The organism is Streptomyces sp. NPDC041068 (assembly GCF_040647455.1).
GTDB lineage: Bacteria > Actinomycetota > Actinomycetes > Streptomycetales > Streptomycetaceae > Streptomyces.
In genome coordinates this window covers 80,916-93,432 of record NZ_JBEZCG010000016.1, presented here as the reverse complement: position 1 = coordinate 93,432, position 12,517 = coordinate 80,916, and the positions used below count along the sequence as shown (strand labels likewise).

At 71.2% G+C, this 12,517-nt stretch carries 11 protein-coding genes and 1 tRNA gene; 8 read left to right on the top strand and 4 right to left on the bottom strand.

What is annotated here, in order from left to right; all coding sequences use genetic code 11:
- Positions 1-141 precede the first annotated feature (141 nt).
- On the top strand, positions 142-657 hold the full coding sequence (locus AB0B50_RS32545) for a MarR family transcriptional regulator (protein ID WP_362339398.1): 516 nt from the start codon (positions 142-144) through the stop codon (positions 655-657).
- A gap of 15 nt (positions 658-672) precedes the next feature.
- On the opposite strand, the gene AB0B50_RS32540 is transcribed toward AB0B50_RS32545, so the two are convergent.
- Positions 673-2,199 (bottom strand): MFS transporter, encoded by a 1,527-nt coding sequence (locus tag AB0B50_RS32540; RefSeq protein ID WP_362339397.1) that lies wholly within the window; start codon positions 2,197-2,199, stop codon positions 673-675.
- 65 nt (positions 2,200-2,264) lie between these two features.
- Positions 2,265-2,918, bottom strand: coding sequence for a helix-turn-helix domain-containing protein (locus AB0B50_RS32535; RefSeq protein WP_362339396.1), 654 nt, complete (start codon positions 2,916-2,918; stop codon positions 2,265-2,267).
- A 301-nt stretch (positions 2,919-3,219) separates the two neighbouring features.
- Here AB0B50_RS32535 and AB0B50_RS32530 point away from each other — a divergent pair, with 301 nt between their 5' ends.
- Positions 3,220-4,503 (top strand): M6 family metalloprotease domain-containing protein, encoded by a 1,284-nt coding sequence (locus tag AB0B50_RS32530; RefSeq protein ID WP_362339395.1) that lies wholly within the window; start codon positions 3,220-3,222, stop codon positions 4,501-4,503.
- On the opposite strand, the gene rho is transcribed toward AB0B50_RS32530, so the two are convergent.
- Positions 4,490-5,704, bottom strand: a complete 1,215-nt coding sequence (gene rho, locus AB0B50_RS32525) for a transcription termination factor Rho (RefSeq protein ID WP_362339394.1) — start codon at positions 5,702-5,704, stop codon at positions 4,490-4,492. The genes AB0B50_RS32530 and rho overlap by 14 nt on opposite strands.
- A gap of 467 nt (positions 5,705-6,171) precedes the next feature.
- On the opposite strand from rho, the gene AB0B50_RS32520 reads away from it, so the two are divergent.
- The 4 genes from AB0B50_RS32520 (at position 6,172) to AB0B50_RS32505 (ending at position 10,813) form a co-directional block, all read left to right on the top strand.
- Positions 6,172-6,987 (top strand): 2,3-dihydro-2,3-dihydroxybenzoate dehydrogenase, encoded by an 816-nt coding sequence (locus AB0B50_RS32520; protein ID WP_362339393.1) that lies wholly within the window; start codon positions 6,172-6,174, stop codon positions 6,985-6,987.
- Between the two features lie 298 nt (positions 6,988-7,285).
- The gene (dhbC, locus tag AB0B50_RS32515) at positions 7,286-8,491 is read left to right on the top strand and encodes an isochorismate synthase DhbC (protein WP_362339392.1); all 1,206 of its coding nucleotides are present in this window, start codon (positions 7,286-7,288) and stop codon (positions 8,489-8,491) included.
- A gap of 8 nt (positions 8,492-8,499) precedes the next feature.
- Positions 8,500-10,134, top strand: a complete 1,635-nt coding sequence (locus tag AB0B50_RS32510) for a (2,3-dihydroxybenzoyl)adenylate synthase (RefSeq protein ID WP_362339535.1) — start codon at positions 8,500-8,502, stop codon at positions 10,132-10,134.
- A 43-nt stretch (positions 10,135-10,177) separates the two neighbouring features.
- Entirely contained in the window at positions 10,178-10,813 is a 636-nt protein-coding gene (locus AB0B50_RS32505) for an isochorismatase family protein (RefSeq protein ID WP_362339391.1), read from the top strand.
- 37 nt (positions 10,814-10,850) lie between these two features.
- Here the strand turns inward: AB0B50_RS32505 and AB0B50_RS32500 are convergent, their stop codons facing one another.
- Entirely contained in the window at positions 10,851-11,357 is a 507-nt protein-coding gene (locus AB0B50_RS32500; protein WP_362339390.1) for a MarR family transcriptional regulator, read from the bottom strand.
- A 97-nt stretch (positions 11,358-11,454) separates the two neighbouring features.
- Here AB0B50_RS32500 and AB0B50_RS32495 point away from each other — a divergent pair, with 97 nt between their 5' ends.
- Positions 11,455-11,871, top strand: coding sequence for an organic hydroperoxide resistance protein (locus tag AB0B50_RS32495; protein ID WP_362339389.1), 417 nt, complete (start codon positions 11,455-11,457; stop codon positions 11,869-11,871).
- 88 nt (positions 11,872-11,959) lie between these two features.
- Positions 11,960-12,032 (top strand) — tRNA-Arg (locus AB0B50_RS32490).
- Positions 12,033-12,517 lie beyond the last annotated feature (485 nt).

Sequence of the window (12,517 nt, the reverse complement as noted above, 5' to 3'; positions counted from 1 at the left end):
CGCACCTCCGGGGGACGTCCGACATCTCGTAGGTGAAGTTCGCCCTACGAAGCACTGGATACTTGAAGTCTCAAGCTCTACGGTCCGACCGTACGCGTGGTTTGTTCAAAGTTCAAGGAAGGGCCTCGTACAGTGGAGTACATGGATATGGCACCGACCCCTCCCCCGGCCACGGAGCCGCGCTGGCTGGACGGCGAGGAGCAGCGCGTTTGGCGCGCCTACCTCCAGGCGACCACGCTCCTCGACGACTTCCTCGACCGCCAGCTGCAGCGCGACGCGGGCATGCCGCACATGTACTACGGCCTATTGGTCCAGTTGTCCGACGCCCCCCGCCGGCGGCTGCGGATGACCGAACTGGCCAAGAAGATGAAGATCACTCGGTCCCGTCTCTCGCATGCGATCGCGCGCCTGGAGAAGAACGGCTGGGTGCGGCGCGAGGACTGTCCGTCCGACAAGCGCGGGCAGCTGGCGATCCTCACGGACGAGGGGTTCGAGGTGCTGAGCAGGACCGCGCCCGGCCACGTCACCGCCGTACGCCAGGCCCTGTTCGACCGGCTCACCCCGGAACAGCAGAAGTCCCTCGGCGAGATCATGACGATCGTCGCCGAGGGACTTCAGCCCAAGGAGGCCGGGGCGGACCTCCCCTGGCTCCGCTAGGTACCCCCTAGGGGGTCAGTGGGCCATCACCGGGACCTTGACCTCGTCCTCGGCGCCGTCCGCCGACCCGGCGGAGGCGGACGTGCCGCCCTGGGCGCCGGTGGTGACGAACGTCGCCGCGATCAGCGCGGAGACCACCAGGATGCCGACCGCCCACCAGATGGCACTGGTGTAGCCCTCGACCATGGCCTGCGCCTGGAGGAGCTTCGGGTCGGTGGCGCCCAGCGACGCGTGGTCGGTGAGGTACGCGGTGGTCGCCGAGGCCGCGATCGTGTTCAGGAGGGCGGTGCCGATGGCGCCGCCGACCTGCTGCGAGGTGTTGACCATCGCGGAGGCGACACCCGCGTCACGGGCCTCGACGCCGTGCGTGGCGAGGGACATGGCGGGCATGAACGCCGTGCCCATGCCCAGACCCAGCATCAACTGCGCGGGCAGGATCAGTCCGGCGTACGAGGTGCCGATCTCCAGCTGCGTCAGGAGCAGCATGCCGAGGGCGGCGAGCAGGAAGCCGGGGGCCATCAGCAGGCGCGGCGGGACGCGGGTCATCAGGCGGGCGCCGATCTGCGTGGAGCCCGTGATCATGCCGACGATCATCGGCAGGAACGCGAAGCCGGTCTTGACCGGCGAGTAGCCCTTCACGATCTGCAGGTAGTACGTGAGGAACAGGAACAGGCCGAACATCGCGATGACCGCGAGGCCGAGCGACAGGTAGACGCCGCCGCGGTTGCGCTCGGTCAGGACGCGCAGCGGGAGCAGCGGCGACTTGACCTTGGCCTCGGTGAGGACGAACGCGGCGAGCAGCACGACGGACGCGACGAACATCGTGATCGTCACGCTGTCCGACCAGCCCGCCGACTCGGCGCGCGTGAAGCCGTAGACCAGCGCGACCAGACCGAGGGTGGAGAGGACCACGCCGGGGATGTCGAGCGGCGAGCGGTTGCGGCCGCCGGCCGGCTCACGGATGACGAAGTACGCGCCCAGGGCGGCGACCGCCGCGAACGGGATGTTCACGAAGAAGGTCCAGCGCCAGTTCAGGTACTCGGTGAGGAAGCCGCCGAGGATCAGGCCGACGGCGCCACCGCCACCGGCGATCGCGCCGTAGATGCCGAAGGCCTTGGCGCGCTCCTTGGCGTCGGTGAACATCACCGCGAGCAGCGAGAGGGCGGCGGGCGCGAGCAGCGCGCCGAACACACCCTGCAGGGCGCGGGCGCCCAGCATCATGGCCTCGCCGGTCGCGGCGCCACCGAGCGCGGAGGCCGCGGCGAAGCCGATCAGGCCGGTCACGAAGGTGCGCTTGCGACCCCACAGGTCGGCGATGCGGCCACCGAAGAGCAGCAGGCCACCGAAGGCGAGCGCGTAGGCCGTGATGACCCACTGGCGGTTGCCGTCGGATATGCCGAGGTCCTGCTGGGCGGAGGGCAGCGCGATGTTCACGATGGTCGCGTCGAGGACGACCATCAGCTGCGCGAGCGCGATGAAGACGAGCGCTTTCCAGCGGTTGGAGTCGGGCCCTGAGTCGGGCTTGAGGGCTGTTTCAGACATGGGGGTAGCCACCTAGCGGTACAGAGTGCGAAAAATGGTGCGAAAAAGCTGGGTCTACGGAGGGCTCAGTGCTGCCGGAGCGCCTCCAAGGTCGCCGCCGCCCCCGGAAGCTCCGAGCGGGCGGGTGCCATCAGGCCGTCCAGGAACAGCTGCAGATGACGGTGGACGAAGCGGTCCATGTCCGGGCAGGCCGTGCCCGGCAGCGGCCGGCCCAGCTGGGAGATGGCCACCATCAGGTCACCGACGGCGATGTCGGTGCGCAGCTGCCCGGCCTCGCGGACGCGCTCCATGAGGTCCTCGACGGACCCCTCCAGGCGCTCGCGGGCGTCGAGCAGATCGGGGTGGTGCGGGTCGAAGCCGGCGGAGAGCACCGGGCACAGGGCGCCGATCCGCTCGTCGGCCGCGGCGTGCACGAAGGTGCGCAGCGCCCCGAACGCGTCCTCACCGGCGTCGACCGCGGCGTGGGCCTGATCGACGTGGGCCACGAGGCGGTCCGTCACCGACAGGACGACCTGGCGCGCCAGCTCCTCGCGGTCGGCAAAGTGCCGGTAGACCGTGGCGTTGCCGACGCCCGCGCGGCGCGCGATCTCGTCGAGGGGTACGTCGGCCCCGTACTCGACGAACATCTCGCGTGCGGCGACGACGATCCGCTCCCGGTTGCGCAGGGCGTCGGCCCGCGGGCGGGGGACTCGGCGCTGCGGGGCGGTGGCGGCATCCACGGCTACTCCTAGGGTCACTGTCTTTCTCGGGTCACTGGCTCTGGTGTTCGGCGACGCGGAGAGTCTCTCTCCGCGATGCGGGGACTGTCTCCCCGTTTTTTGCGAACACAGGTCTAAACGGGGAGACAGTCCCCGGATATTTCCCGCCACCGCGTCAATTCCTGTGACCTGAGTCACAGACGAATGGAGGAGAAACCCTCGATCAGTCGCACCCAGCGAGCGCCCGCGCACCCTCCGGCACAGGGTGATCGAACAGGGTGCAGCCAGGACCGGCGGCTGCCGCGGAGTGGAAGGCCCACGCATGCAGCAGCCGACCTGGCGACGGATACGCCCCTCCCGCCGCGGCGTGGCCCTCGCCTCCGTGACCGCGCTCGCCCTCGCGGTCACCACGTCGGCGAGCACCGGACGTCTGATGGAGGACTCGCCGAGCACGGCGGGCCCCGTGTCCCTCGCCCGCAGCACCGCGCTCGGCCCCTGCATGATCAGCGGAGCGATGGGCGTGCAGATGTCGGAGGGCGTGCCCACACCGCCCGGCTACTCCCGCTCCACCGGCACCGTCCGGGCCCTGAACCTCATGGTCGACTTCTCCGACGCCCCGGGTCAGGGCAGCGCGACGGACCGCCTCGCGGAGTTCTTCCCGCAGACCTCGGACTGGTTCCGCACCAGTTCCTACGGACGCCTCGACTACCGCCCCGAAGCCCCGATCCCCACCTGGCTGCGGATGCCCAAGCCGTTCGCGCAGTACGGCATAGAGCGCGGCGCCCCCTTCGACCCGGGCTACCGGGAGCTGGTCGAGGACATCGTGGCGGCCGCCGACCCGGACGTGGACTTTCGCGCGTACGACCTCGTGAACGTCCTGATCACCCCGAACGCGGGCCCCTCCGCGCTCGACACCGTCCTGTCGGTGACCTTCGCGGGCAACCACGAGGCGCCGGTCGCCGACGGCGTCCCCGTCTCCAACGCGTCGTTCGTCTACAGCCGCCAGGACGACGGCTCGGGCAGCTACCGCGAGACCGGATACCGCGTGCTCCCCCACGAGAACGGCCACGTCTTCGGCCTGCCCGACCTCTACACGCAGGAGGGCGGCGGCGCGGTCGGCCACTGGGACATCATGAGCGAGGACTGGGGCGCCAACAACGACCTGCTCGCCTGGCACAAGTGGAAGCTGGGCTGGCTCGACGACGACCAGATCAGCTGCGCCGCGAACCCCGGCACGACCGAGCACGTGCTCTCCCCGCTGCCCGGCCCCGGCGGCACGAAGCTGGCCTTCGCCCCGCTCGACGAGAAGACGGGGTACGCGGTCGAGGTCCGCACCCGTGGCGGCAACGACGAGGCGGTCTGCAAGCCCGGCGTCCTGGTCTACCGCGTGGACGCCGACGTCGACACGGGCCACGGCCCGGTCACGGTCTCCGACGCCGCGCCCGACAGCGGTGGCTGCACCCGCCGCGCCAACGTCCACGCCGAGCTCTCCGACGCGCCCTACGGCATCGGCGAGACCTTCACCGACCGCGAGACGGGCGTGCGCGTGACGGTGGCCGGTGTGACCGGCGAGGGCGACTACCGCGTGCACATCACGCGTCCGTAGCGACCGCCCCCGGCACGGTCTGGCGCACCTGCCGCAGGAACGCCGCGTTGGCCGGGGTCTTCCCGATCCGTTCCAGCAGCGTCTCCAGGGAGCTCTGCGCGTCCCTGCCCTGCAGGGCGCGCCGCAGCCCGCGCATGGCGCTCAACTCGTCGGCGGGTACGAGGAGTTCCTCGCGGCGCGTGCCGGACGGGGTGATGTCGACGGCTGGGAAGACGCGCCGGGCCGCGAGGCCTCCGTCGAGCCTGAGCTCCATGTTGCCGGTGCTCTTGAGCTCCTCGAAGTAGTAGTCGTCGGCGCGCGATCCGGTCTCCACGAGCACGGTCGCGAGCATCGTCAGGGAGCCACCCTCCTCGGCGCGGCGCGCGGCGCCGAAGAGCTTCTTGGGGCCCTGGATCGAGGCCGCGTCGACGCCGCCGCTGAGCGTGCGGCCGCTGCCGGAGGCCGCGTTGTTGTACGCGCGGCACAGCCGAGTCAGCGAGTCGAAGAGCATGACGACGTCGCGCCCCTGCTCGACCAGGCGCTTGGCGCGCTCGACGGCGAGTTCGGCGAGGGCGATGTGCTGCTTGGCGGGCCGGTCGAAGGTCGAGGAGAGCACCTCGCCGCGGACCGAGCGCCGCATGTCGGTGACCTCCTCGGGCCGTTCGTCGAGGAGGACCACCATGAGATGGCACTCGGGGTGGTTCTGGGCAACGGCCGCGGCGATCTGCTGGAGCAGCACGGTCTTGCCGGTCTTCGGCGGCGCGACGAGGAGCCCGCGCTGCCCCTTGCCGACGGGGGTGACGAGGTCCACGAGCCGCGTGGCCGCGGGCCCGCCGGGGGTTTCGAGGCGCAGCCTCTCCCCGGGGTACAGCGGGGTGAGGTCCCCGAACCGCGGCCGCCCGCGCAGCGCTTCGGGCGCACGCCCGCCGACGCGGTGGACGGCGGACAGGGCACGACCCCGCCCCGCGGTCTCCCCTTCGACGAAGTCGCCGGTCCGCAGGCCGAGTTGACGGATGAGCGGCGCGGGGACCTGCGCGTCACCGGAGCCCGGCAGGCATGCGGCGCTCCGGAGGAACCCGCGCCCGTCGCGGGCGATGTCGAGAACTCCGGCGCAGAGGGCGGTGGTTGGGGATGCGGTTGGGGTTGCGGTGATCGAGGTGGTCGATTCGGTACGGGCGCCGGGCTCCGTACGAGTGGCTGATTCTGTTGCGATGGCAGTCATGGGAGTGGGTCCTTTCGCGGACATGCGAACGACGGGCCCGGCGGAGCGGCGATGACCACGCCCCGTACGACGGGCTGAGAAGAAGCTGCCGAGAGAGCAGCGAGAAGAAGGCCGAAGGGCCTGAACGGATCCCGGCGAGGCCGGGAGAAGCAGCTCCCGGAGACACCGGGAACACCGGAGAGATCGGGAGGCAAACGCAGCACGGGCGTCCCGACAGGACGTACACACGTACTGCTCGCAAGGTAACACACACCCCGCCCACGGCGTCCAGAGCAGGGAGGGACCGGGCCCGGCCGGACAACTCCCCCGCCGAGTCCCCCCGTTCGGGGGCGAAGGTGATGATCGCCACCCTCGGCATGTGCGTAAGGTGAGGCTAGCCTAACCATTCCCAGGGGCAGACGGCCCCTGGGGAGCGGTTATACGTTAGGTTAGGCTTACCTAAAAAGTTGGGGGAGGTCGCTCACACCATGCCAGAGCACATACCGAACGAGTCGCACGCCCCGGGCGAGTTCGCCGGGCGTACGGCTCTGGTGACCGGCGCGGGCCAGGGCATCGGAGCAGCGGTCGCCACCGCGCTCGCCGCCCTCGGCGCCCACGTGGTCGCCACCGACCGCGATGCGCACGGCATCGACGAAGTGGCCGCCGCCGCGCACGGCACGGCCGGCACGATCAAGGCGCGCGTCATGGACGTGACGGACTCCGCGGCGGTCACCGCCGTGATCGACGACGTCGTCCAGGCCCACGGCTCCCTCGACATCCTCGTGAACGTCGCGGGAATCCTCCGCTCCGCCCCCGTGGCCGAACTGACCGACGCCGACTGGGCCGACACCTTCGCCGTGAACACCACCGGCGTCTTCCACGCCTCCCGCGCCGCCGCCTCCCACATGACCGCGCGCGGCTCCGGCTGCATCGTCACCGTCGCCTCCAACGCCGCGGGCATCCCGCGGACCGGCATGGCCGCGTACGCCGCTTCGAAGGCCGCGGCCACGATGTTCACCAAGTGCCTCGGCCTGGAGATCGCCCGCAGCGGTGTGCGCTGCAACGTCGTGGCACCCGGCTCCACCGACACCGCCATGCAGCGGGCCCTGTGGCCCGAGGGGCGGACGGAGGTGCCGCACAGCGTCATCGCCGGCGACCTGGAGACGTACCGCACGGGCATCCCCCTCGGCCGCATCGCGAGCCCGCAGGACATCGCCGACGCGGTGCTCTTCCTGGCCTCGGACCGCGCCCGGCACATCACCCTGCAGGAGCTGTACGTGGACGGCGGAGCGACCTTGCGCTGACCGCGCCGACAGGTGCGCGGATCTGTGCCCGCAAGGGGCGCGGGGAACTGCGCGAGCAACCACGACGCCCCCGCACCCAACACACGCACAGCAACCACCCCGAAAGGGGCGCGGGGAACTGCGCAAAAAACCACAACGCCCCCGCACCAACACACGCACAGCAACCACCCAAAGGGGCGCGGGGAACTGCGCAAAAAACCCCGACGAACCCGCACCCAACACACGCACCCGCACCACGACGCACCCCCACCCGCCCCCGCACCGCCCCCGCACCCCGCCGCGAGAATTGGAGCCCCCCGTGTCGACGGCACCCGAGGTCGCCACACACGTCACGACGGCCGAGCAGGCCCACCCCGCCGTAGGGGCAGCCACCGCGCTGCTCGGCGCCTACACCCCAGGCGAACGCTTCCTCGCGACGCCGACCCGCACCCTGCTGGCCGAGGGCGTCCACTCCGAGGTCCCGCACGACGAACGGCCCCTGCCGCAACGCGTCGCGGCCACCCTGGCCGCCGCGCGCCGCTCGGGCGTCGCCGCCCCGTGCGTGGTCGGCGCGGTCCCCTTCGACCACACCGCACCGGCCGCCCTTGCCGTCCCCGAGACCCTGACCTCGGCTCCCCCACTGACCGCGGACCCGCTCATCGCGCTGCCCGCCGACACCCCGGACGCCACCGACTGGCGTATCCGCCCGGTGCCCGCCCCCGAGGAGTACGGCGCGGGCGTGGCCGCGGCCGTGGACCGCATGTGGCGCGGCGACTTCAGCAAGGTCGTCCTCGCCCGCACCCTCGAACTCACCGCGCCCGCCCCGCTGGACGTCCCCGCGATGCTCCAGCGCCTGGCCCGCCGCGACCCCTCCGGCTACACCTTCGCGCTGCCGACGGGCCCCGGCCGCACCCTCATCGGCGCCAGCCCCGAACTGCTCGTCTCGCGCCACGGCCACCAGGTCGTCGCCAACCCCCTGGCGGGCTCGACGCCGCGCAGCGACGACCTCGCCGAGGACGTGCGCCGCGCCGCCGCGCTCCTGGAGTCCGCCAAGGACCTGCACGAGCACGCCGTCGTGGTGGACGCCGTGCACCAGGCGCTCGCCGGTTTCTGCACGGACCTGACCGTCCCGGCCCGCCCCACCCTCATCCGCACCGCGACCATGTGGCACCTGTCCACCACGGTCACCGGCACCCTCGCCTCCCCTGACACCTCCGCCCTCGAACTGGCCACCGCCCTGCACCCGACCCCCGCGGTCTGCGGCACCCCGACCGCCACCGCGCGCGAGGTGATCCGCGAGACGGAGCCCTTCGACCGCGGCTTCTTCACCGGCATGATCGGCTGGGGCGACGCGAGCGGCGACGGCGAGTGGGTCGTGACGATCCGCTGCGCGGAGGCCGAGGAGCGGTCCCTGCGGCTGTTCGCGGGCGCGGGCGTCGTCTCCGCCTCGGACCCCGAGGCGGAGACCGCGGAGACCGGCGCGAAGTTCCGTACGTTTCTCAACGCGGTGGGAGCAGAGCTGTGAGCAGCACGGTGGACGTGGACGCGCCCCTGTGGCCCGAGGAGTTCGCGGAGCGCTATCGCAAGGCGGGCTGGTGGCGGGGCGAGACCTTCGGGCAGATGCTGCGCGACCGCGCGGCCGAGCACCCGGACCGGATCGCGGTGGTCGACCCGGCGCGGGACCTCCGCTTGACCTACGGCCAGCTAGACCTCCGCGCCGACCGCATGGCCGCCGGCTTCCTCGCCCGCGGCATCGGCAAGGGCGACAAGGTGGTCGTCCAGCTCCCCAACATCGCCGAGTTCTTCGAGACGATCTTCGCGCTGTTCCGCATCGGCGCGCTCCCGGTCTTCGCGCTGCCCGCGCACCGCGAGACGGAGATCCGCTACTTCTGCGAGTTCACCGAGGCCGCCGCGTACGTCATCCCCGCCGAGCACGCCGGCTTCGGCTACCGCGACCTCGCGGCCAAGGTCGTCGCCGAAGTCCCCACGCTGCGGCACGTGTTCGTGGCCGACGGCGACGGGGGCGCCTTCGAGGCACTGTCCGACGTCCCCACGGAACCCGTGTCGATCCCGGACCCGCCCGCCCCCTGTGACCTCGCCTTCCTCCAGCTCTCCGGCGGCAGCACGGGCGTACCGAAGCTGATCCCGCGCACCCACGACGACTACATCTACTCCCTGCGCGGCTCGAACGAGCTCTGCGGCGTGGACGAGAAGTCGGTCTACCTGGTCGCCCTCCCCGCGGCCCACAACTTCCCGCTCTCCTCGCCCGGTTCGCTCGGCGCGCTGTACGCGGGCGCCCGCGTGGTGCTCTGCCCGCGGCCGGGCCCCGAGGCCGCCTTCCCGATCATCGAGTCCGAGGGCGTCACCATCACGGGCCTGGTCCCCCCACTCGCCCTCCTCTGGACGGATGCCGCGACCTCGACGCCGTACGACCTGAGCAGCCTGGACGTCCTCCTGGTCGGCGGCGCGAAGTTCAGCGAGGAGGCGGCACGCCGCGTGAAGCCCGCCCTGGGCTGCACGCTGCAGCAGGTCTTCGGCATGGCGGAGGGCCTGGTCAACTACACGCGCCTGGACGACGATCCGGAGACGATCGTCACGACCCAGGGCCGTCCGATCTCGCCGGACGACGAGATCCGGGTCGTCGACGACGAGGACAACGACCTGCCCGTCGGCGAGACCGGCCACCTCCTGACCCGCGGCCCGTACACGATCCGCGGCTACTGGAAGGCGCCCGAGCACAACGCCCGTTCCTTCACGGCGGACGGCTTCTACCGCACGGGTGACGTGGTCCGCCTCACCGAGACCGGCCATCTGATCGTCGAGGGCCGCGCCAAGGACCAGATCAACCGGGGCGGCGAGAAGATCGCCGCCGAGGAGGTCGAGAACCACCTCCTCGCCCACCCGTCCGTGCACGACGCGAACGTCGTCGCCGAGCCCGATCCGTATCTGGGCGAGCGGACGTGCGCGTACGTCATCCTGCGCGAGGGCGCCGAGCCGCTGAAGCCGGTCGCCATCAAGAAGTTCGTACGCGAAAGGGGTCTCGCCGCCTACAAGGTGCCGGACCGCGTGGAGTTCGTGGCGGCCTTCCCGCAGACGGGGGTGGGCAAGATCTCCAAGAAGGACCTGAGGGCGGCGGCATCGACTCCCGCGCCCTCCCCCGCCCCGTAATTCGCTCTCCTTCCCGCAATCCTGAACGGAACGGCTCACGACCATGGCCCTCCCCGCCATCACCCCGTACCCCATGCCGTCGGCCGACGCGCTGCCGGCGAACCGCGTCGACTGGAAGGTCGACCCGTCCCGCGCCGTGCTCCTCGTGCACGACCTGCAGAACTACTTCCTGAACGCGTACGACCGCACGGTCTCCCCCGTGCCCGAACTGCTCGCCCACGTGAAGCAGTTGAAGCAGACGGCCGACCGCCTCGGTGTCCCGGTCGTGCACACCGCGCAGCCCGGCGGCCAGACGCCGGCCGAGCGGGGCCTGCAGCAGGACTTCTGGGGCCCGGGGCTGCCGGACGACGCCGACGCGGCGGCGATCGCGTCCGAGATCGGCCCCGCGCCCGCCGAGACGGTCCTCACCAAGTGGAAGTACAGCGGCTTCGTCCGCACGGACCTCCTGGAGCGCCTGCGCGAACAGGGCCGCGACCAGCTGGTCATCACCGGCGTCTACGCCCACATCGGCGTCCTGATGACGGCCTGCGACGCGTGGATGCAGGACATCCAGGCGTTCGTGGTGGCGGACGCGGTGGCGGACTTCTCGGCCGACGACCACGCGATGGCGCTGCGGTGGGCGGCGGGGAAGTGTGCGGTGGTCACGACGACGGGGACGGTGTTCGGCGAGCAGCCGTAACTGTCGAGCCGACCGAGAACAGGGGCCGGAGGATGCGTCAGCCGACGCACCCTCCGGCCCCTTGCCGCACGTCGCCCCCTTGCCGCACGTCGGCCCCTTGCCGCGTTTCGGCTCCGTCCAAGGCGGCCGTCAGGGCATTGAGCCGGGCCCGCAGATCCCGGACCTCGTCCAGGGAAAGACCGGTGGACTCGGCGATGGCACGGGGCACGGCCCGCGCCTGCTCCCGCAGGGCGAGCCCCTTCTCGGTGAGCGTCACCGCAACGGACCGCTCGTCCTCGGCACTGCGCCGCCGCTCGACGTGACCGGCCGCCTCCAGCCGCTTGAGCAGCGGCGACAAGGTGCCGGAATCCAGCCGCAGCCGCTCCCCGATCTTCTTGACGGGGAGCTCGCCGTGCTCCCAGAGCACGAGCATCACCAGGTACTGGGGATAGGTCAGTCCCAGGTCCTTCAGCGCGGTGCGGTAGACGCCGTTGAAGGCGCGCGTGGCGGCGTGCAGCGAGAAGCAGATCTGGTGATCGAGCCGCAAGAAGTCCTCGTCGTCCATCCCCTCAGGCTACAACGGCACCCAACTAAGTTGTGCACAATTGAATTGCGTGCTCTACTTCTAGGAGACACCGCAGGCAACCCGAAACGAGGACCCCATGGACGCGCTGTACACCGCAGTAGCCACCGCGAACGGCCGCGAGGGCCGCGCCGTCAGCTCGGACGGCCGGATCGACCTGCCGCTCGCCTTCCCCGCGGCCCTGGGCGGCAACGGCGAGGGCACCAACCCCGAGCAGCTCTTCGCCGCGGGGTACGCGGCGTGCTTCGCCAGCGCGATGGGCAACATCGCGCGCCAGGAGAAGCTGGACGTCTCGGACGTCTCGGTGACGGCGGAGGTGAGCATCGGAAAGGACGACACGGACGGCGGCTTCGGCCTCGCGGTGGTCATGCGCGTGGAACTCCCGCCCCACCTGGAGGGCCCCACGGGCGAGGCCCTCCTGGAGAAGACCCACGCGTACTGCCCCTACTCCAAGGCGACCCGCGGCAACATCCAGGTGGACCTGGTCGTCGAGTAACGAGTGACGGGGGAACAACCCCCAACCCCGAATTGACCACCCGCTACACTGGCCGCGGTGACGCAGTACACGCCGTCCGCGCCACCACGCCTTCGTAGCTCAGGGGATAGAGCACCGCTCTCCTAAAGCGGGTGTCGCAGGTTCGAATCCTGCCGGGGGCACAACGCATTACCTGCCTGGCCTGGGGTCTATCCCCCGGGGAGGGCTCCTACTCGGCCTCGGACTCCTCGTCCGGGGCCGTTTGCGTGAGCGGACGGGGAGTTGATCTCCCGAATTTCTCCCGACGGATCAGCATCGTTCGGCACGGCCTCCGGGCCGGGCTTCTCCGCGTCGTCGGCCTCGGACTCCGCCTTGGGAGCCGTGTTCTCGGAGGTGGTGCGGGCGCGCGGTACGAGCCGGCCGCGGCCTCGGCAATCGCCAGATCCGCCTCGGGCAGCAGACTCGTGCAGGTGTCGGCTGTGATGGTGATCGAGGAGTGGCCGAGCATCTCCTGGATGTCCTTCAGGGTGGCCCCGGCCGCGTGGGCGAGGGTCGCGGCACCATGGCGGAGGCCGTGGAGCCCGACCGGCGGGAGGTCGATCTCCTCGTACGGCTCGACGAACCGCCGCAAAGAGCAGGCTCGTCCTGTGCGGTGAGTCATGCATGC

Bases quoted from the DNA above. Each gene is read 5' to 3' on its own strand.
- rho (WP_362339394.1), bottom strand. From the start codon at position 5,704: ATGACTGCCATCGCAACAGAATCAGCCACTCGTACGGAGCCCGGCGCC.
- AB0B50_RS32520 (WP_362339393.1), top strand. From the start codon at position 6,172: ATGCCAGAGCACATACCGAACGAGTCGCACGCCCCGGGCGAGTTCGCC.
- AB0B50_RS32540 (WP_362339397.1), bottom strand. From the start codon at position 2,199: ATGTCTGAAACAGCCCTCAAGCCCGACTCAGGGCCCGACTCCAACCGC.
- AB0B50_RS32545 (WP_362339398.1), top strand. From the start codon at position 142: ATGGATATGGCACCGACCCCTCCCCCGGCCACGGAGCCGCGCTGGCTG.
- AB0B50_RS32530 (WP_362339395.1), top strand. From the start codon at position 3,220: ATGCAGCAGCCGACCTGGCGACGGATACGCCCCTCCCGCCGCGGCGTG.
- AB0B50_RS32495 (WP_362339389.1), top strand. From the start codon at position 11,455: ATGGACGCGCTGTACACCGCAGTAGCCACCGCGAACGGCCGCGAGGGC.
- AB0B50_RS32500 (WP_362339390.1), bottom strand. From the start codon at position 11,357: ATGGACGACGAGGACTTCTTGCGGCTCGATCACCAGATCTGCTTCTCG.
- AB0B50_RS32505 (WP_362339391.1), top strand. From the start codon at position 10,178: ATGGCCCTCCCCGCCATCACCCCGTACCCCATGCCGTCGGCCGACGCG.